We start from the raw sequence: 19,248 nt of genomic DNA, 5'->3' as shown, positions 1-19,248 counted from the left end.
GAAGAGGGGCTGTTCGGGAGGTCAGGGACGGGATGATCCGCGCAGCAGCGTGGCTGCATCGGCTGCCGAAAGGTTTTGGGCCGCCAGGTGCGGATCAAGGGAACCGGACCGACACGGGGACGCGAATTCAAGCAGGGTCCAGCCCGTGTGGCGTGGATGGAAATGGAATATTTCGTTCAGGGGGAGTCCCTGCGCGCGGCAAAGCAGGACGCGGATAATGCCCGCGTGGGTCACTGCGGCGCAGGGCAGCGGCCCGCAGGCCATGCGGCGCAGCGCCTTTCCGGCACGCAGGGCGAGATCGGCGAACGATTCGCCGCCGGGCGGGCGGAACCCGGCGAAGTCGCGGCCCCGCGCCGCGAATTCTTCGGAGCGGGTGGCGCGCACATGGTCCCTGTCGAGCCCTTCCCACTGGCCGAGGTGTATCTCGCGCAGGTCGTCGAGAATTTCCGGAACGATGCCCAATGCTTCGGCCAGAGGGGCGGCGGTATGCCTCGCGCGGGTCAGCGGGGAGACATAGAGGGCGGCAAGGGTGCGGGCAGGAAGGCTGTCCGGGCGTCCGCAGGATGGGGGCGCGCTATTGCATGCAGCGCAAAATGCTTCGGCCATGTCCCGCGCCTGGGCGCGGCCCGTGGCGGAGAGCGGCAGGTCCGTGTCGCCGATGTAGCGTCCCTCGGCTCCTTCGGCGGCGGCGTGGCGGATGAGGGCGATCATTCCGGCGTTTCCAGCAGAAGATCGGGAAGGCGGACATGGGCCTCGGCGCAGAAACGCAGCAAAATGCCTTCCGCGCGTATTAATCTTTCACGAACGGCCGCCGCTGCCTGGGGCTCGTCGCGATAGCGTTCCAGCTTGGCGAGATATCGATCCACGATCGGCACGATGCGCGTTCCCTGCACGAATTTGTCGGCCAGGAAAACGATTTCACGCTCGGTGATCGGGGCCGCATCCGCAAGATGCAGGTCCGGATGATCGACAACAATGTCCGCGACGGCATCGAATCCGTGCTCGCGCAGGAGCCCGGCTCCTTCCTGGGCGTGCCGGGGGCGTCCCTTGGCCAGGTCGTGCGTCAGCCCAGCGCTGCGGACCAGGGCCAGGTCGAGGCGTTCCCCTGCGGGCCGGACGTGGTTCAGAGCCTCGGTCATTCGCTCCGCCACCTGGGCCACCACGCGGCTATGCTCCCGCGCGGGAATTGGCGTGCCGCAGATTTCGAAAAGGGCTTCGCATTCGGCGTCGAGAGGAAAGCCGATCACGGCGCGTTTCTGGAGCGCCGCATAGTCGCAGGGCAGGTCCATGTCCAGGAGCACGCCCTGGTCCGCCACGTTCAACCATCGAGCTTCTTGCTCATAGTCTGCCAAAACGGCCCGCAATCCTCCCTCGCCGGAGTGCCGCAGAATCGGCTGGCGCAGCTCGCGCGCCAGAAGCGGGGGGTGGCCCGGTTCCCCGGCAAAGACGGGATGCGTGACCAAGGCCCGGTTTTCGGCGAAGTCCAGGATCAGGCGGCGAAGCGTGGCCGGGCGTATCAGGGAGATGTCCACGGGCAGAAGGAAGAAGCCGTCCGCCTCCGGCGGCAGCTCGCGTACTCCGGCGCGCACCGAGCTGAACATGCCGTCCGCGAAATCGGGGTTCATGGTCACCCGGACATTCAGCTCCGCGCAGAGCGAGGCGATCTCCTGTTGCCTGTGCCCGGCGACGACACTGATCTCCTGGACTCCCGCCTCCTGGAAGGTCCGCACCACCCGGCTCAGCGCAGGCTCGCCCGCCAGGGGCAGGAGCGGCTTGAACCCGTCCATGCGCGAGGAGTACCCCGCGGCGAGAATGATGGCGACGACGTTGGTCATGCCGATGTCGGGCGCGGGTCGGATTTTCCGGCGCGGCAGGCCACCAGTTCGGCCGCGATGCTCAGGGCGATTTCTTCCGGAGTCTGCGCGCCGATGGAAATGCCGATAGGACAGCGGCAACGGGCGATGTCCGTTTCCGAAAAGCCTTCCTTGCGCAGCGCCGCATACACGTCGTCGCGCTTCTTGCGGCTGCCGATCATGCCGATGTATTTCGCGGGAGTGCGCAGTGCCTGGGCCAGCACGGTCTTGTCGTGCGCGTGGCCGCGCGTGAGGATGACCACAAAGGCGTCCGGCCCGACGGGTTCCCGGTTGCCGGCGGAGCCACCGTCCATGCCCGCGTTTTCGAAGGAGTCCAGGACCACGATGCCGTCCGCGTCGGGAAAGCGTTCCGCATTGGCGAAATCCGAGCGGTCGTCGAGAACCACGGTGCGGAATCCCGTCAAGGCCGCGACCTGCGCGGTGCAGCGGGAAACGTGCCCCGCGCCGTAGAGGAATACCGGGGCGGGCGGCAGCACGGGTTCGGCGATGAAGCGTTTCCCGTCGATGTCGTAGATTCCGGCGACGTTCCGGGCCAGGGCCGCGCTTCGCAATTGGTTCAGCTCGGCCAGGGTCGCGCCCAGGGCGGAATCCGCATCCGCCGCTGTCTTGCCGGGGATCGTGTTGCCGGACAGCGGCAGCAGCGTATGCCCCACCGCCATGTCCGAATCGTCCATTTCCAGGCGAAAGAGCAGCAGGCCCGGAATGCCCTTGCGGAGCGCCTCGTCCATTCGGATCAGGGCTGCGGCGCCCGGACTGCGCGGCGTGACGTATTCGAGCAGAAGCGTGAACCGACCGCCGCAGATCATGTCCGTGCCTGCGGCCAGGTCGCGGTTGAGGTTCAGCTCGCGCAGCAGCGCGGAGCCCGGCTCGGTTCCGAAAAGCGTTTCCGCGTCGCGGATGGCCCAGGCCTCGGTTACTCCGCCGCCCACGGTGCCGATGATGCGCTCTCCGGCCAGGCCGGGCCGGCGCACGGCCATTTTCGCGCCGGAGGAGCGCGGCGTGGAGCCGGAGGAAGCCACGATGGTGGCGAGCACCAAGTCCTCGCCCTGGTCCAGCAGATCGTGCACGCTGCGCAGAAATCTATTCATGTCGTTTCCCTGGGATGATGGTTTGCCGCGCCGCGCAGGGCGCGCTTTTCCAACCCTGTGGACAAGGGACCGCTTCGACCTGTCGCGCGTATTTCGATGCGCAGGCCATGCTTCGTTGCCGCGGCCAAAGCGGGCAGGGCGGCGAGGGCGTCTTCGGCGGCCTGGATCATGGCCGGGGCCGCACCGCCGTATGCCGGGCCGCTGATTTCGATCACCAAGCGGTCCGGGGCGTCATCCGCCCTGTTTTCCGTATCGCATTCGAGCCGAGCCTGAAAGTCCGCGAGTCCGGGCACGGCGTAGAGGCGCTCTCCGAGGAGGGCGGCGTTCATGCTGGTTCCTCCCGGCAGCGGCAGCTTGTCATGCAGGCGGCGGATGCGCGGGTCCAGGCGGCGCAGGGGGCTGCCGCATTGGCAGCGGCCCGGCAGGATGCAGCCGCGGTCCCCGGTGCGGTAGCGGATCAGGGGCATGGCCCGTCGGCTGAGCGTCGTGACGGTGATCTCGCCCCATTCGCCGTCTGCGAGGGGAGCGCCGCTGTCCGGATCCGCGATTTCCACGAAGATGTCCGCTTCGCGGAGGTGGAGTCCCTGGCCCTGGTCGCAGTTCACGGCCCCTCCCAGACCCGTTTCCACCATGCCCCAGTGCTGAAAGGTCCGGCAGCCGAAGGCGCGCTGGACATTTTGGACCACGCTGTCCGGGACCGCGTCCCAGCAGAGCAGAGCGGAGCGGAGGATGCCGGGTTTTCTTCCCATGGCGGTCCAGTGCGCGGCAAGCGCATTGAGGTGCGCCGGCGCGCCCACGATGCAGCGGACGTCTTTTCCCAAAAGCGTCTGCATTGCCCGGTCGGGCTCGCCCAGCGGCCCGCCAAAGGCTTGATCCGGAGAGAGAACAACCGCCCTTGCGCCGAAGGTGTCCAGGGCCTTGCCCAGCAGGACGCCGACGCTGCCCGGCCGCTCGCCGGGCAGGAGCACCAGCGCGGTTTCGTCCGGTTGCAGCATGTTGCGCATGCCGAACCCGAAGAAGCGGATGATGCGTTCGAGATCGCCGGGGGTGTAGAACACGCGCTTGCCCGGACCGCTGGTGCCGGAGGTGGGCACGCTGATTACGCGGGCTACCTCATCTTGCGAGGCGGCCAGGAAGGCGTCCGGCTGCGCGCGCAGGTCGTCCGGCCCGGTTCGGGGCAGTCGGGCCATGTCCAGCGGCGTCCGGATCGCACCGATGGAAACGTCGCGTAGCCGCCCGCGGTAATACGGGCTGTTTGCGGCGGCATGTGCGAGCGTGCTGCGAACGAGGGCCATCTGCCGCTCCAGCAACGCCTCGGCGGAGAGCGTTTCGTCCGGGCAAAGGCTGGCCTGGAGCCAGAGGTCAAGCCAGGGCGTGTTCATCTTTGGTCTTCCGGTAGAGCGGCGTGCCGTCGGTTGCGGTGAGATTGTAGGCGCAGAAGGGAACCAGCCGTCCGTCCGGAGCGGCCACGTGGATGCAGCAGCCCCGGAGCCGTTCCAGGTCCAGGGTCCAGGCGTCCTGGAAAGCCATGCCCGACACTGCGAGAATGTGCGTTGCGGCGCGGGCCAGGAAACGGTCCAGGTCGTCCGGGGTGGATCCCGGCTCGGTTGTGATCGGCCGGGGCGTGGGCGCGGCCCATTGGCGGCCCACGAAAGCCTTGGCCTGATCCGCGCCGATGCGGGCGAGAACGGGGGCCGGGCCTGAGTCGGAAGTGTTCGTGTTCGCGCAGCCGCAGCCGTTCTGGGCCGAGAGCAGTCGCAGGCCGCCGCTCTCTTCCACGAGATAATTGGCGTGGAACGAGCAGCGCGAATGTTCGCATCCCGGAGGCTGAAAGTCCTGGGCGCGGACCTTTGCCGTTCCCTGTTCTGCGGTCTGGCGTTCCAGGCCGCGCATGATTTCCGGCAGGGTGATGCGCTGGGCATCCCTCGGCGGTGCGGGAAATCTGCCGAAATAACTCACGGGCTGGAAGTGGATGCCGCGCACGCCGGGCGAAAGGCGGGCGGCCAGCCGCAGCAGATCGCCGAGATCGCCGTCGTTCACGCCCGGAACCACGGTGGGCACGAGCACGACCCCCAACCCGGCGGCGGTGAAGCGTTCCACGGCCAGAAGTTTTTCGGCCAGCAGGGGGCGGCCCCGCAGCATTTGGTAGGGGGCTTCGCGCGTCGAGTCGAATTGCAGGAAAACCGAATCCAGGCCCGCTTCGGCGAGGCGCAGGGCGAAGTCCGGCTCGCGGGCGGCGCGCAGGCCGTTGGTGTTGAGCTGGACAAAGGGGAATCCGAGCTTTTTGGCTTCTTGGATGAAAGAGGGCAGCTCCGGATGCAGGGAGGGTTCCCCGCCGGAAAACTGGATGTTGCACAGGCCGGAAGCGCGCATGATTCCCCGCAGGAGCCGCTCCACATCCGCCGGGGTCAGGTCCGGACGGAGTGATTCCGCTCCTCCGGCCGAGGCGAAGCAGACCGGGCAGCCGAGGTCGCAGCGCCAGGTGATTTCCAGCACCGCGGTGCAGGTGTGCTGGCCGTGTTCCGGGCAAAGCCCGCAGTCCAAAGGGCAGCCGCGCAGGGCTTGCGTGGCCGGGGCCTTGGGAAACGAGGGGATCTTCTCCCTGGACCATTGCCGGAGCGCGGGAGCGCCCCGCCAGACCACGCTGCGAAAGGGACCGTGTTCCGGACAGGTCTTGGAGAGGAAATACTCGTTCCCGTTCCGCTCAAGCCGGGCCGGGATCGGGCGCAGGCAGACCGGGCAGACGCTGCGGGGCAGTTCCTCAGTCATCCGGCAAGTCCCGTCCCTGGGTCGGGTCCAGGCCGTTTTCCGCCAGAATCTCGCGGATGCGCGCGTAGGTGCGGGCCAGCAACCCGCCGCAGCGCTGCGGATCGGGCTTTCCGCATTCCGTGCCGATGATCTGGGAGCAGGCCGTGCCGCCGAATTCCGAGGTGGCGGTATCCCGGAACCAGTCCGTCAGTTCCGAAAGCAGCAGGGCGAGCCTTTCGTCCGCTTCCTCGTCGTCCCGGCCCTTGCCCGCGTGCAGGCCGAGCAGGCAGGCTCCGCCCGTGAGCACGCCGCAGGGACCGGCGCAATCGCCCATGCCGTGGCAGAGCCCGGCGGCGGCGCGGACAAGATCGGGATTGGAGCGGCCCATTTCCTCCAGGCCGAGCAGCAGCATGATCTGGCTGCAACAATACCCCGCGCCGGACAGGCGCAGCAGATTCAGTTCGAGATCGTCAAGCATTTTTCTCCTCCGGTTTTCGGGCCAACAGCAGAAAATATCCGGTGCTTCTGGTGTGTTCGCAGTTGGGCGCGCAGCCTGTCCAGGCCAGCTTCGCGGCCAGGTCGCGCAGCAGGACGCTGTGGTCCTCGAAACGTTCCACTCGAAATCCTGCCGCGCGGACCAGGGAGAGCAGGTTCGTTCCCGGCAGCGCCCCCCCGGAGCAGGACACGGGAGCGTTCGTCCGCGTCGGGCAGGCAGAGTCCGGGCCGGGAAGATACAGGTCGGAAAGGGCCAGACCTCCGCCTGGCGCGAGCGTTCGATGGAATTCCGCAAGCACGCGGGCCGGATCGTGCTGGAGCGAGAGCACGCATTCGCAGAACACGGCGTCGAACCGACCATCGCCAAAGGGAAGGGCGTCGATGCTGCCTTTCAGGAGCGGCGAACCATGAGCAGGGGGTTCCGGCGGATCGGGGGAGAGGTCGATTCCAAGGGCGAGCGCGCCGAAGCGTCGGCGCAGGCGGCGCACCGTGGCTCCCGTGCCGCAGCCCGCGTCGAGGACGGCCATGCCGGGCCGCAGGCCCAGTGCCTCGGCAGCGGCGTCCGTGAGCGCGAACCCGCCGGGGCGAAGCGTCTCGCCCAGGGCCGGGCGGGCGTCGGGCCTGACCCAGAGCGGCGCAGGGCAGCGGTCGCTGGCCGACAACGGCATTATTTGTCCTCCAGGAGCCGCTCCACCTCGTTCATCTTGCCGCGCGCCAGGGCTTCGGGGATGAGGACCATGCCGCAGGACGGGCAGGCGGGCAGTTCCACGTTGAAACGGCTGCCCAGGTATTCGAGATTCACGCTGGCGGGGCGCAGCTCCTCCCCGCAGGATTCGCAGCGCCAGCCGGCTGCGGCGGCTTCGGGTACGCGAATGGTGCTCATCGGTCCCCTCCTTCGAGCCCGGCCACGCGCATGCGGTGGCTCCAGGCGTTGTGCACCAGAAAATATTCTCCCTCAGGGCTGTATTCCACCCAGTAGGTCACGCTTACGGGACGGTGGCGGACCAGGAAATGGCCGTTTTCCGCGTTGGCGAATCGTTTTCCGCTTTGCTGCGCCGCGAGCAGGGTCTTTTGCACGTCGCCGAGCAGGATGCGGCGCTCGTCCAGGCGCTCGGCCACGCCTTCGGCAAAGCGTACGGCGATGTTCTCGAAAGGTTCCGGCGCGGGCGACTCCTCCTTCCAGAGCGAGGCGAGCAGGCTTTGCTTCAGCCGGGCGCGGTTTTCCCGGCGTGCGGAATATCCGGGCGCGGGCCGGGCCGCCGGGTCCGCGTCCTCCCCGCCGGGGAAAAGCAGGTCGAAGAGATGCAGGATGCGCTTGCCCGTGCGGGCCAGGCGGTCGCGGCACATGGCGCAGTAGGTGGCGAAGTCCTCTTCGACGGCCCTGCCCCTGCGCTTGGCCACGGTGTCGGCCAGGGCCGGGTCCACCTCGCAGAGCAGGCCGCCGTACCCGCAGCATTCGGTCAGGTCGCGGGTCAGCTTCGGCTCCACGGCCCGCACGTCCAGCAGGGCCAGAAGCGCGCGGATGTCCTCGTGCAGCCCGGCGTCCTCGCGGGAACCGCAGGGGTCGTGCACGGCCAGGGGGCGCTGCGGTGATAGGGGGTTGTCCGGCAATCCCAGTTCGCGCACGAAGCCCCAGAAAGAACGGATGCGGGCATCGGGCAGGGCTTCGGAGAGCGTCTTCAGGCAGGTGGGGCAGGCCGCGACGACCTCCGGGGAGCCCAGGCCGGTCCATTCCTCGCGCAGCACGGCCAGGGCGGCCTCGTGTTTTCCGGTTTGCCCGGCCCAAAGCGCGGGCGCGCCGCAGCAGGCCAGATGCAGCCCGGCGTCGGGCCGTGCGGACAGCAGCCATTCATAGGCTCGTTTCACGGCCTGCGGGTCCGAGGCGGTGAGCTGGCAGCCGGGGAAGAACAGCAGGGAGGCGCTGGATTTGCCGGGTGCGGGCTTGGCCAGACGGCATTTCTCGCCGTTCGCAAAGGCCATGTCGCGCAGGGCGAACTCATGCGCCGAAGGCGGCATCTTGCCGATGCCCACCAGGTCGCGGCGGGCCTCCAGGCAGAGCGCGCCCATGTCGAAATCGCCGGGGCAGAGCGCTTCGCAAAGGCCGCAGTCCATGCAGGAGTTGACGAGGGTGTTGGCCTGGCGCGTGCCCATGACCATGGAGGCGTTGTTGAAGATGCGCCGGGCATAGACCTTGGGATAGGAACCATAATGCTCCAGGTAGGCGCAGTTCTTCACGCATTCCAGGCACTCGCAGTGCAGGCAGCGTGTTGCCTCGGCCTTGATTGCCGTTTCGTCGCGGCTCGCCTCGTCCGCCGGAAGCGAGGACGGGAGCGGGGCGATTTCGGAAATGTTGGTGTAGAGGCGGCTTTCGTAGGGGCCGTCCTTTTCGCGTCCGGCCGCAAGGGAGGCCCCCTGGGCGAAGCGTTCCATGGAATTGGCGGCCCGGCGGCCCAGGCTGGCCAGAAGCACGGGCGAGAGCGCGGACGCCTCCGGCAGGTCGCCGGAAAAGATGCCGGGCTGGTCCGTGCCCAGGGTCAGATCGTCGGATTGGCCGAGCCCGTGCCGGGAACGCGGCCAGACTTCCGGGTCCAGGAACAGGGCGGCGTTCTCCTTGAGCAGGGCGGGCAGGTCCGTTCCCTGACCGGGAGCGTCGGAAAACAGCGCGCCGAGCTTCCGCAATCGTTCGAGATCGGCGGCGAGGATTTCTGCGGGCAGGGCCTGCTCCGAAATGGTCGCGAGCAGCCCTTGGGGCGGCGCGCCCAAGACCGTCACTCCAAATCCCTTGCGCGCGAGTTCCCAGGCCGCGCTGAGCCCGGCGAGTCCGGCGCCGAGCACGGCCACGTTCTTGTTCTTGGACGGCAGAGGCCGCAGCGGAGGCGTGCGGTCGGCAATCCGGGCGCAGAAGCGCTCCAGCGCGCCGATGCGGACCGCGCCGCCGCGCTCCGCGCGCAGACAGGCGGATTCGCAGGGCGCGTCGCAGATGCGCGCGAGCACAGAGGGCAAGGGCATGGTCCGGGCGAGCAGCGCCCAGGCGTCGTTCCAGCGTCCTTTGGCCGTGAGCTCGCAGAGCTTGCGGGCGTCCACGTGCAGCGGGCAGGCCGCGGTGCAGCGGGGGGCTTCCTCCTGGATGCATTTCGCTTCCCAGGCGTGCAACGATTGCTGATCCATGCGTCCTCCTGAACCCGGCTGAAAATGAGGGGCGGCGGCCCCGACGGATGCCGGAACCGCCGCCCTGGTTGTCTTACGCGATCAGGACTTGGCCTTCAGTCCGGCGAGAACCTTCTCGGGCAGTGCGGGCAGCTCGCGGATGCGAACGCCGCAGGCGTTGTAGATGGCGTTGATGACCGCGGCATGAGGCGCGGTCAGCGGCATCTCGCCGACGCCGGAAGCGCCGAAGGGGCCGTCCGGGCGCGGGGTCTGCACATAGATGATCTCGAACTTGTCCGGAATCTGCTTGATGTACGGGAAACCCGCCCCCACCATGGTGGAGTGCTTCTTGATGTCCTCGTAGTCTTCGGAGAGGGCCAGGCCGATGCCCTGGGCCACGCCGCCGTAGATCTGGCCGTCCACCACGAGGATGTTGTTGACCACGCCGATGTCGGCCACGACGGTCATGCCTTCCACCGTGGTCTTGCCGGTGGCGAGCTCGACGGCCACCTCGGACAGGAACACGCCGTACATGTAGCAGCAGAAGGGATTGCCCTGGCCGTTTTCGTCGCAGTTGCTGGCCGGGGCGGTCCACTTGCCGTTGTAGCGCAGGGGCAGTTTCTCCGCGACCATTTCGTCATAGCTGCGGAAGGAACCGTCGGCCTTCTTCATGGCCTTGACCAGCTGCTGGCAGGCGTTGATGGTCGCCTGTCCGGCCATGACCTGGGAGCGGCTGCCGCCGGCCGGGCCGGAGTTCGGGGCCAGGCTGGTGTCGTTCATGACCAGCAGGATGTCTTCCGGCTCCAGGTTCAGGGGACGCAGCGCCTCGTGGGCAGTGCCCAGAACGCCCATGTCCGCGCCCTGGCCGTGGTCCTCCCAGCAGGAGTAGATGGTCACGGTGCCGTCCGCGTTCAGCTCGGCGTCCACTTCGGAGCTGTCCGGGCCGTCGAGGCCCGCGCCGTACACGCCGACGGAGATGCCGACTCCGCGCTTGATCTCCGGGGTGGATTTGGCGGCGGCCAGCTTCTTGGCTTCCTCGTACTTGGGCTTCAGCTTTTCCATCATCTCGGGCAGGGAGTAGACTTCGGGATCCTGGCCGGTGGGAGTGGTCGAGCCCTTGCGGTAGACGTTCTTGAAGCGCAGGTCGAAGGGGTCCATGCCGAGCTTTTCGGCCAGCTCGTCCATGAGCACCTCGGAGGGGAACTCGCTCTCCGGCGCGCCGTAGCCGCGGAAGGCCGCGCCCCAGGCGTGGTTGGTGCAGACGGTGCGGCCTTCGCCGCGGATGGCCGGAATGTCGTAGCCCGCGCCGATGTACTGGGCGCCGCGCAGGGTCAGCAGGTCGCCGAACTCGGAGTAGGGGCCGTGGTCCACGGTCCAGTCGGTTTCCATGGCCAGGAGCTTGCCTTCCTTGGTGGCGGCGTAGCGCAGCCAGGTGATGAAGGGCGAGCGCTTTCCGGTGTAGGTCTGCTGCTGGTACCAGGTGTAGTTCAGGTACACGGGACGTCCGGTGGCCAGGGCGGCCGCGCCCACGAGCGCTTCCATGGTCGGGCTGAACTTGTAGCCGAAGGTGCCGCCCGTGGGGTTCTGGACCAGGGCCAGGTTTTCCGGCTCCACGCCGAGGCCCGGCGCGATCATGTACAGGTGCAGGTGCAGGCCGATGGACTTGGAGTGGATGAAGAGCTTGCCGTTCTCATCCTGGTAGGCGAACCCGACGTCCGGCTCGATGGGCATGTGCGGCTGGCGCTGGGTGTAGTAGTTGCCTTCCACGACCACGTCGGCCTTGTCGAAGATGGGTCCGGTTTCCGCGCCCTTGGCGACCTTCTGTGTGTAGTAGACGTTGGGCGTGCCCGGATGGATCTCGATGGCGTCGTCGGCCATGGCCGCGGGCGCGCTCATGTATTCGGGGAGCTGTTCCAGATCGACCTTGACCTTGGCCGCTGCGGCCTTGGCGTGCTCGTCCGTGTCCGCGCAGACGATGGCGATGGCGTCGCCGTACTGGAAGATCTTTTCGTCGCAGAGAATCGGGCGGTCCCAGCCGTCGCCGAGGTTGGTCGGGAAGGTGATCAGGCCGGTGATGCGGTTCTTGCCCTTGATGTCCTTGTGGGTCACGACCTTGAAGACGCCCGGCATCTTTTCGGCTTCGCTGGTGTCGATGCCCAGGATCTTGGCGTGGGAGACTTCCGCCTGGACCAGGGCGCAGCGCAGGCTGCCCTGCGGCAGGCGAATGCCCAGGTCCGCGCCGAAGTCCCAGGTGCCCGTGACCTTGGCGATGGCCGAGGGGCGCGGGAACTTGGTGCCCCAGATGCGGCCGTCTTCGGGAATCTCGAAGATCAGGTCGTCGAGATCCTTTTCGCCGCGCAGCACCTCGGCGGCGGCCATGACGGCGTCCACCAGGGGCTTGTAGCCCGTGCAGCGGCAGGCGTTGCGGTGTTTCTGGAACCAGTCGCGGATTTCTTCGCGGGTGGGTTCGGGATTGTCTTCCAGCAGCGCGTAGGTGGAGACGATGAAGCCGGGCGAACAGAAGCCGCACTGGGCCGCGCCGTAGGCCATCCAGGCGATCTGGATCGGATGCAGGCAGTCGGGGGTGCCGATGCCTTCCAGGGTCAGGATGTTTGCGCCGTTGTCGACCTTGCTGAACTTACGGGTGCAGGAGCGCACCAGCTTGCCGTCCATGTACACGGTGCAGGCGCCGCACTGGCCCTGGTCGCAGCCGACCTTGACGCTGGTGAGCCCCAGGTTTTCGCGCAGGACCGTGGCCAGGGAAGCCGTCGGGGCGGCAATGACCATGCGGTCCACACCGTTGACGTTGAGAGTGCGTTTGATCATGGAATCCTCCTTGTACGCACGTTGATGTTGCCATCTATCCTCACCCCCCGCGCAAGGCAGGGGGATCCGAAAGCTATTTGCCGAAAGGACAGACCGGGTAGCGGCACTGGTCGCACCCGGCGCAGAATCCGCCGTGACCCAGGCGCACGATGTCGCTCCGGGTCAGTTTTTCTCCGGCCAGAAGCCGGGGAACCACCAAGTCGAAGATGCTGGCCCGGTAGTACATCACGCAGCCGGGCAGCCCGAGAACGGGCACGCCGTCCTTGTAGGCGAGCATGAACATGACGCCCGGAAAGGTCGGCGAACCGTAGGTCACCACGTCCGCGCCCGTGGCCCGGATGCTGGTGGGGGTCTGGTCGTCCGGGTCCACGGACATGCCGCCCGTGACCACGACCATTTGCGCGCCGCGCCGGATGAAATCCAGGATCGCGTCCCTGGTCATGGCCGGGTCGTCGCTGGAAAAGGTCTGGCCCATGACGCGCGAGCCGAGCTGTTCGAATTTCCTGCGCACCACAGGGCCGAACTTGTCCTGGATGCGGCCTTCGTAGACCTCGCTGCCCGTGGTGACCACGCCGACGTCGAGCCGCGCGAACGGCTTGACCTGGATGACGGGCCAACATTCCGCGCAGATGGCCTCCACCTGTTCGATCTTGGCCTCGTCCACCACCAGCGGAACGACGCGCGTCCCGGCAACGGGGCGGGGCGAGGTGATCTGCTGGCCGGTATGCAGGGTGGCCAGGGCGATTTCTTCAATGGAATTGATGCGTTCCAGGGCGTCCACGTCGATGGCGAGCAGGCCGGGCTCCGCGATGAAGTTGACGCGCCCCTCGCTGACTTCGGAAAGGCTCAGTCCGGGGCCGGCGGCTGCGGCGGCGATGCGCCGGGCGGCCTCGTCCTCGTGGAGCTGGCCCTGCTCGAGCTGAAGCACGTAGATGTGTTCCTTGCCGATCTGCAGCAATGCCGGGATGTCCTGCTCGGTGATGATGTGGCCTTTCCGGAAGGCCGGGCCTTTGCATTCGCCCGGTACGATGCGGGTCATGTCGTGGCAGAGCACTTTGCCGACTGCCTGTTCAACGGGGAGGCTGTGGATCATGCGAGTTCTCCGGGTGCGCGTGGAGTGCGGGGCGACTTCAATTTGGGTTGTTCCTCCTGATGGCAAGCCTTTGTCCGCCCTGAAGACGGAAACGAATCATCCGCTGCGGAAGCTCCGCGTCGAACTATCCGGGCGGTTCGGGCTGATCGGCCGAAGGAACGACACGTCCAGTATGAATGGAGAAAACATGCACCACGAGACATAATAGGTCAATGAGAGATTTGAAAATGAATTTTGACACCAAAGAATTGTGTTAATTTTAACAGGTCGCTGCGGACGCCATGCGCATGCGCCGCCGGACGTGGGGGAGGGAAATGACGACGCCCCGGTTTCCTGCCGAAGAGAGCGGCGGGGAACCGGGGCGTTGCCTGTGGGGAGGGGGCTAGTTCAACGGGGCGTCGCCGTCAGCGCCGCACATGCAGGGGGCGTATTGGCGTTCCAACCAGTCCGGGGTGATCCGGCCGTTGACCACGGGGAGGATCGCATCCGCCAGGAAACGGGCCTCGCCCAGGTCGTGCGTCACGTGAATGATGGGGATGTCCAGGGTTGTCTTCAGATCGCGCAGCTCGCAGCGCAGGGTTTCGCGGGTGGCGGCGTCCAGAGCGGAAAAGGGCTCGTCCAGCAGCAGCAGCGACGGCTCGCGGGCCAGGGCTTGGCAGAAGGCGGCGCGCTGGCGTTCCCCGCCGGAGATGTTCTGCGGCTTGCGGTCCTGGAGATGCCGGATTCCGAAGAGGGTCAGCAGTTCGTCCACCCTGGCGTCGTCGTTGGCCGCGAAGGCCACGTTCCTGCGCACGCTCAGGTGCGGGAAAAGGCAGTAATCCTGGAAGACGAGCCCCAATTTGCGCTTCTGGGGCTTGAGGAAGATCCGCTTCCCGGTGTCTACCCAGGCCGTTCCGTTCAGGCTGATGCGTCCCTGGTCCGGCCGTTCCAGCCCGGCCATGAGCCGGACGAGCGTGGTCTTGCCCGCGCCGGACGGTCCGACAATGGCCGTCAGGCAGCCGGACGGGCAGCAAAGCTTCACGTCCAGTTCGAAATGGGGCAATTTCTTGCGCAGATTCACTTCCAGGGTCAAGGCTTCCTCGCATTGATCTTGTTGATGATGAGCAGGACCACGAAGCTTACAGGCACGAGCAGTGCGGACATGCGGAACGCATCTTCGTACCGCAGGGCTTCCACCGCCTCGAAAATGGCGATGGAGGCGACCTTGGTTTCGCCGGGTATGGAGCCGCCGACCATGAGTATGACGCCGAATTCGCCCAGGCTGTGGGCGAAGACGAGGATGGAGGCGGCCGCGAGGCCGCCGAGGCAGTTGGGCAGGACCACACGGAAAAAGGCGGCGGTGCGCGAAAGGCCGAGAATGGCCGAGCTTTCCAGCAGGCGGGAGTCCAGCTTCTCGAAGGAGGCGCGCATGGGCTGGACCGCGAAAGGCAGATTGAAGATCAGCGAGGCGATGAGAACGCCGGCGAAGCTGAAGACCAGCCGTTCGCCGAAGAGCCCTTCCCAGGCCCCTCCCAGGCAGGCCTGAGGCCCGAAGATGATCAGCAGGCCGAAGCCGAGCACCGTGGGCGGAAGCACCATGGGCAGGGTCACGAAGGCGTCCAGCACGCTCTTTCCGGGAAAGCGGAAAAAAGCCAGGACATAGGCCAGCGGCGCTGCCGCCACCGGGATGAGCAGGGTGGTCAGCAGCGCCAGCTTGGCGGACAGAAGAAGAGGGGTCCAGTCCATGAGCCTACTTGTATCCGTACTTGGCCTTGACGGCGGCGACTTCGGGGGTGCCCAGGAATTTCACGAATTCGGCGGCGGCGTCCGGGTGCGGGGCGCTCTTCAGCACGCAGGCGGCCTGGATGACTTCCGGGGCTTCGGGAACGGCCAGAAAACAACCTTTGCCGCCTTCTTCGGTGAAGACCGAGGAATAGGCGCAGAAGCCCGCGTCGGCCGCTCCGGTGGAGGCGAACTGAAAGGCCTGGGCAATGGACTGGCCGAAGACCAGCTTGGGCTGCGCGCTGTCCCAGAGTCCTGCGGCCTGGAGCGCCTTCATGGCGGAGGTGCCGTAGGGTGCGGTTTCCGTGTTGGCGATGGCGAGCTTGCGTGTGGTTTCGGCCTGCACGGCGTCCTGCCAGGAACCCTTGCAGAGTTCGGGGTTCATGCTCCAGAGCACGACCTGGCCCTTGGCGTAGACAAAGGGTTCCTCGCTCTGGCCGTCGGCGAAGAGCTTGGCCGGGCGCTTTTCGTCCGCCGCCAGGAAGAGGTCGAAGGGCGCGCCGTTGGTGATCTGGCCGTAGAGCTTGCCCGTGGAGGTGTAGGTGGCCTCGACGCTCAGGCCCGTCTTGGCCTCGAACATGGGGATGATCTCCTTCATGGCGGGCATGAAGTTGGCGGCCTGGGCGATGAAGAGATCCGCGGCAAAGGCGGGCAGCGGCAGGAGGAGCAAGGCCGCGAAGAGCAGCAGCGAAATTCGTTTCATGGGTGCCTCACAGAGGTTTGCATTGTTGGATGCGTGCGACTACCATCGGACTGTCGCAAGGAATAGAAGGCTTTGGGCCATGCCGCAACGCGGTCACGCAAATTCCCGTATGCGTGACCGCTTTGAAGACCGGAAGGGAGCGAGGTAGAACGAGTCATGTCCGATTCTGGCAGCATGCGGCTTCCCGCGAGCGAAACCTTCACCGTGCCCAAGGAGGTGCGCCACCTCTCCGCGGAGCAGGCGGAGTCCCTGGAACGGGCCTTCACGGCATGGCGCGACGCTGCGCGGACTCCGGCCAGCCGCCGTTCGCGCGAGCGGCTGCGCATGGTCTTTCTGCTGCTGAGGCACACGGGCGCGCGGCTTGGCGAGGCTCTCGGCCTGGACGAGCTGCTGGACATCGACACCCTGCGCGGCTCGGTATTGCTCGGCAAGGACCGGGCAAGGCGCGACGTGCCGCTTCCGGCGGAGCTTTGCCGCGACCTGCGGCTGATGCTGCAATCCCCGGAATTTTCCGGACTGGAAGGGCGTTTTTTTCGGCTCGATCCCGGATACGTGCGCCGCGTCTTCTATGCCCGCGCCGAGGAGTGCGGCTTCCCGCGCGAGCTTTCCTCGCCGCGCATCCTGCGCAATACCCGCGCCGTGGAATTGCTGCGCAGCGGGGTTCCCCTGGCCGTGGTCCGCGACATCCTCGGCCAGTCCTCCGCGGACCTCACAGCGGTTTTTCAGCATTATTCCGGAGGGGCCGCTGCCACTCTCGTGCGGCGGCTGGCCCTGCGCGACATCCAGGGACGCACCAGCGCGCGCAACACCTTCATCGGCAGCGTGGTCGAGGTGGTCCGTGACGGGGTCATGGCCGAAGTGGTCATGGAGACCCGGACAGGCCGCCGCCTCTGCGCGTTGATCACCCAGGAAAGCTCGGTCTCCCTGCAATTGGAGCCGGGAGTGCCCGTGGTGGCCACGATCAAGGCGCCGCTCGTGAACGTCTATCGGGTCGGAGCGTCCGCGCGCAGCGCCGTGCGCAACCGGGTGGTGGCGGAAATCACCTCGCTGCGCGGCACGGAAGTCATCACGGAGATATCCGGGCAAACCCAGGACGGCGAAAACGTCTGCGCCCTGCTGTCCACCGGCAGCGCCGGGGAGCTGGCCCTTGCGAAGGGAGAGATGGTCGAGTTCCGCTTCAAGTCCCTGTCCGTGGTCCTGAACACGGTCTGAGCGGCGCCCCTGCCTTGGGGCGTCTATTCCTGCGGCAGCCCCAGCCGGAGGCTGAGATGCACCTGCGTGCCTCGGCCCTGCTCGCTGACCACGCAAAGCACTCCGCCCATGAGCTGCACCAGGCGCTTGACGATCTGAAGCCCCAGTCCCGCGCCCTGATATTTCCGCGCGTTCGAGGTTTCGGCCTGGGTGAAGGCTTCGAACATGGTCGGGAGCAGCTCGTCCGGGATGCCGATGCCCGTGTCGCTGACCGTGAACAGCAGCCGCTCCTCGCCCTGCCGCAGCGCGCCGAGCCTTTCGACCGAAAGGGACACCGTGCCCTTGTCCGTGTATTTGACCGCGTTGCCCACCAGATTCACGAGCACCTGCCGCAGGCGGACAGGGTCGCCCACAAGTCGATCCGAAAGGTCCGGCTGGCTGCGGATGTCCAGTCTCAGGCCCTTTTTGCTTGCCGCGCTGCCGTGGTTGAGGCGTATGGAGGCCAGCAACTCTCCCAGGGAGAATGGTTCCAGTTGCAGCTCGATGCGGCCCGCCTCCACCCTGGACAGGTCGAGAATGTCGCTGAGAAGCAGCGTCAGGCTGTCGCAGGAGTCCAGCGCGTGCTGAATGTAGCGTTGCTGGTCCTCGCGCGGCGACTTGGCGCGCAGCAATTCGAGCATGCCTTTGGTCGTGGTCAGCGGCGTGCGCAGCTCGTGGCTCATGTTGGCCAGGAAGGTCGATTTGGAGCGGCTCGTGGCCTCGGCGTATTCCTTGGCCCGCTGGAGTTCCTGTTCCGCGTCCACCCGCGCCGTCACGTCGTGATACACGCCTTGAATGAAGCCCGGCCCCAGGCGGCGCGCGCTGATTTCGAACGAGAGATACACGCCGTCCTTGCGCCGCATCCGCCGTTGCGTGCGGACGATGTTTCCCTGCAACAGGGAGCCGACCTGGACCGGCAGTTGGGCGAGATCGTCGCTGTGAATGAACTCCGTCAGCACCCTGCCGCGCAGCTCTTCGTCGCTGTAGCCCAGGTTGCGCCGGAGCAACGGGTTGGCTTCCAGTATTTGGAGCGCCTCATCGAAGATGATGATGCCCACCGTGGCTTCTTCGTAAAGCGCGCGGTAGCGCTGTTCGCTTTCCTTGAGATTGTACTCCGCGCGGCGGCGGGCCAGGATGTTCATGGTCAGGAGGAGGATGGTCCCGCTGAGGAGCAGCACCACCAGGCCCGCGCCGAGCACCAGGGAGCGGTGGCGCTCGAAGAACCCGGAATAGTCGTTGATGAGCACGCTGTCCGGGGGCAGCTTTTCCCTGTCGAGATTGAAGCGCGACAATTGCTTCGCGTCGAACATCCAGGCGTTGGGGCTGTCCTTGAGGATCGGGATGACGTCCGCGGGGGTGCCTTCCAGGATGCGGGCGATCATTTCAGCGGCGGCTTTGCCCTGGGTGAATCCGCTGGCGAGCCTGCCGCCCACGATGCCGTGACCGAGGTACCAGGCCCAGCAGGAATAGATGGGAACCGGGGCGGCGTCCGCCACGAGCCGGATGCTCTCCTGCGGCGTGTAGGTCTTGCCCTCCGGCGAGCGGAAGTAGTTCAGGTGCAGCACGATGCTGTCGGGATTCAGTTGGGCGAGGCGCATGCGGAGTTCCGCTTCCGGGAGGTCGGCCAGCTCTTCGAAGGACAGACCCTGTTGCCGGTATTCGGAGGAGAGGAACCGGAGGCGTTCGAGGTTGGCCCTGCTGGAAGGCGTGCCGTCGCTGACGGAAACGATCCGGCGGACGCCGGGCTGGAGCCGGAGGGCCATGTCGATGGTGCTGCGCAGGTCGAAGTCTTCGGCCACGCCCGTGATGCCGTGAACGCCGCGCAGCCTTTCCGGCGAGAAGTTGTTGATGCCGCAGAAGACGATGGGAACGGAGGGGAAAAGGGAGTCCCTCCGGGCGAGCAGGAAGTCCAGGGCATTGTCGTCGCAGGCGATGATGGCTGTCGGTTGGTTGTCTGCGTAGCGGGCCTTGAGCAGCGTTTCCATCGCGGGGAAGACGGATTCGGGAGAACTGCGCTTCGTGTCCATGTATTGAAAATTGATGTCCACGGTTGACCCGTTCGTTCCCAGGACGTCGAGAATCCCACGCACCTCGTTGTCGGTCCAGGCGTAACCCTGATGGTAGGAGAGCAGAACCAGAATGTCGGGATGGGAGCGCGTCTGCGATTGGGCCTGGCCATCGGATGCGAAGATGAATGCTGGAGATATGGCCGCAACGATAAAGAAAAGCAGAACAAAAAAGATGCAGCATGCGTCCGTGCAAAGAAATACTGCGGAATGCCTG

16 protein-coding genes are annotated in these 19,248 nt (G+C 66.5%); 1 reads left to right on the top strand and 15 read right to left on the bottom strand.

Annotation, left to right across the window (positions count from 1 at the left end; all coding sequences use genetic code 11):
- Positions 1-21 precede the first annotated feature (21 nt).
- From G452_RS19280 to modA, 14 genes are all read right to left on the bottom strand, one after another.
- Positions 22-711 (bottom strand): histidine phosphatase family protein, encoded by a 690-nt coding sequence (locus G452_RS19280; RefSeq protein ID WP_022662447.1) that lies wholly within the window; start codon positions 709-711, stop codon positions 22-24.
- Positions 708-1,835 carry a DVU_1551 family NTP transferase gene (locus tag G452_RS0111695; protein ID WP_022662446.1) on the bottom strand — a complete coding sequence of 376 codons (1,128 nt, stop codon included), beginning with the start codon at positions 1,833-1,835 and terminating at the stop codon, positions 708-710. The genes G452_RS19280 and G452_RS0111695 overlap by 4 nt, the downstream gene beginning before the upstream one ends.
- Entirely contained in the window at positions 1,832-2,962 is a 1,131-nt protein-coding gene (locus G452_RS0111690) for an XdhC family aldehyde oxidoreductase maturation factor (protein ID WP_022662445.1), read from the bottom strand. Before G452_RS0111690 ends, G452_RS0111695 begins: the two co-directional genes overlap by 4 nt.
- Positions 2,959-4,344 (bottom strand): DVU_1553 family AMP-dependent CoA ligase, encoded by a 1,386-nt coding sequence (locus G452_RS19275; RefSeq protein ID WP_022662444.1) that lies wholly within the window; start codon positions 4,342-4,344, stop codon positions 2,959-2,961. The genes G452_RS0111690 and G452_RS19275 overlap by 4 nt, the downstream gene beginning before the upstream one ends.
- A complete protein-coding gene (gene trsS / locus G452_RS0111680) occupies positions 4,325-5,731 on the bottom strand; it encodes a radical SAM (seleno)protein TrsS (RefSeq protein WP_022662443.1) in 1,407 nt (468 codons plus the stop codon). Before trsS ends, G452_RS19275 begins: the two co-directional genes overlap by 20 nt.
- Positions 5,724-6,188: a DVU_1555 family C-GCAxxG-C-C protein gene (locus G452_RS0111675; protein ID WP_022662442.1), complete on the bottom strand. Its 465-nt coding sequence runs from the start codon at positions 6,186-6,188 to the stop codon at positions 5,724-5,726. Before G452_RS0111675 ends, trsS begins: the two co-directional genes overlap by 8 nt.
- Positions 6,181-6,873: a DVU_1556 family methyltransferase gene (trsM, locus tag G452_RS19270; RefSeq protein WP_022662441.1), complete on the bottom strand. Its 693-nt coding sequence runs from the start codon at positions 6,871-6,873 to the stop codon at positions 6,181-6,183. The genes G452_RS0111675 and trsM overlap by 8 nt, the downstream gene beginning before the upstream one ends.
- Positions 6,873-7,088 carry a DVU_1557 family redox protein gene (locus tag G452_RS0111665; RefSeq protein WP_022662440.1) on the bottom strand — a complete coding sequence of 72 codons (216 nt, stop codon included), beginning with the start codon at positions 7,086-7,088 and terminating at the stop codon, positions 6,873-6,875. The genes trsM and G452_RS0111665 overlap by 1 nt, the downstream gene beginning before the upstream one ends.
- On the bottom strand, positions 7,085-9,373 hold the full coding sequence (locus tag G452_RS0111660; protein ID WP_022662439.1) for a pyridine nucleotide-disulfide oxidoreductase/dicluster-binding protein: 2,289 nt from the start codon (positions 9,371-9,373) through the stop codon (positions 7,085-7,087). Before G452_RS0111660 ends, G452_RS0111665 begins: the two co-directional genes overlap by 4 nt.
- Positions 9,374-9,454: 81 nt before the next feature.
- Complete coding sequence (locus G452_RS0111655) at positions 9,455-12,178, bottom strand: molybdopterin-dependent aldehyde oxidoreductase (protein WP_022662438.1); 2,724 nt, start codon at positions 12,176-12,178, stop codon at positions 9,455-9,457.
- A gap of 73 nt (positions 12,179-12,251) precedes the next feature.
- Positions 12,252-13,271 carry a molybdopterin-binding protein gene (locus G452_RS0111650; protein WP_022662437.1) on the bottom strand — a complete coding sequence of 340 codons (1,020 nt, stop codon included), beginning with the start codon at positions 13,269-13,271 and terminating at the stop codon, positions 12,252-12,254.
- A 382-nt stretch (positions 13,272-13,653) separates the two neighbouring features.
- Positions 13,654-14,343, bottom strand: coding sequence for an ATP-binding cassette domain-containing protein (locus G452_RS0111645; protein WP_022662436.1), 690 nt, complete (start codon positions 14,341-14,343; stop codon positions 13,654-13,656).
- Positions 14,340-14,996: a molybdate ABC transporter permease subunit gene (gene modB / locus G452_RS0111640; RefSeq protein WP_022662435.1), complete on the bottom strand. Its 657-nt coding sequence runs from the start codon at positions 14,994-14,996 to the stop codon at positions 14,340-14,342. The genes G452_RS0111645 and modB overlap by 4 nt, the downstream gene beginning before the upstream one ends.
- A gap of 4 nt (positions 14,997-15,000) precedes the next feature.
- Positions 15,001-15,735, bottom strand: a complete 735-nt coding sequence (gene modA / locus G452_RS0111635; RefSeq protein ID WP_022662434.1) for a molybdate ABC transporter substrate-binding protein — start codon at positions 15,733-15,735, stop codon at positions 15,001-15,003.
- Between the two features lie 156 nt (positions 15,736-15,891).
- On the opposite strand from modA, the gene G452_RS0111630 reads away from it, so the two are divergent.
- Positions 15,892-16,947 (top strand): TOBE domain-containing protein, encoded by a 1,056-nt coding sequence (locus G452_RS0111630; protein ID WP_022662433.1) that lies wholly within the window; start codon positions 15,892-15,894, stop codon positions 16,945-16,947.
- Between the two features lie 23 nt (positions 16,948-16,970).
- Here G452_RS0111630 and G452_RS20675 read toward each other — a convergent pair whose 3' ends face one another.
- Positions 16,971-19,013 (bottom strand): sensor histidine kinase, encoded by a 2,043-nt coding sequence (locus G452_RS20675; RefSeq protein ID WP_162141304.1) that lies wholly within the window; start codon positions 19,011-19,013, stop codon positions 16,971-16,973.
- Between the last annotated feature and the right edge of the window lie 235 nt (positions 19,014-19,248).

This window comes from Paucidesulfovibrio longus DSM 6739, from assembly GCF_000420485.1.
Classification (GTDB): Bacteria; Desulfobacterota; Desulfovibrionia; order Desulfovibrionales; family Desulfovibrionaceae; genus Paucidesulfovibrio; species Paucidesulfovibrio longus.
The sequence above is the reverse complement of the archived record's forward strand: the minus strand, read 5'-3'. Positions and strand labels throughout refer to the sequence as shown.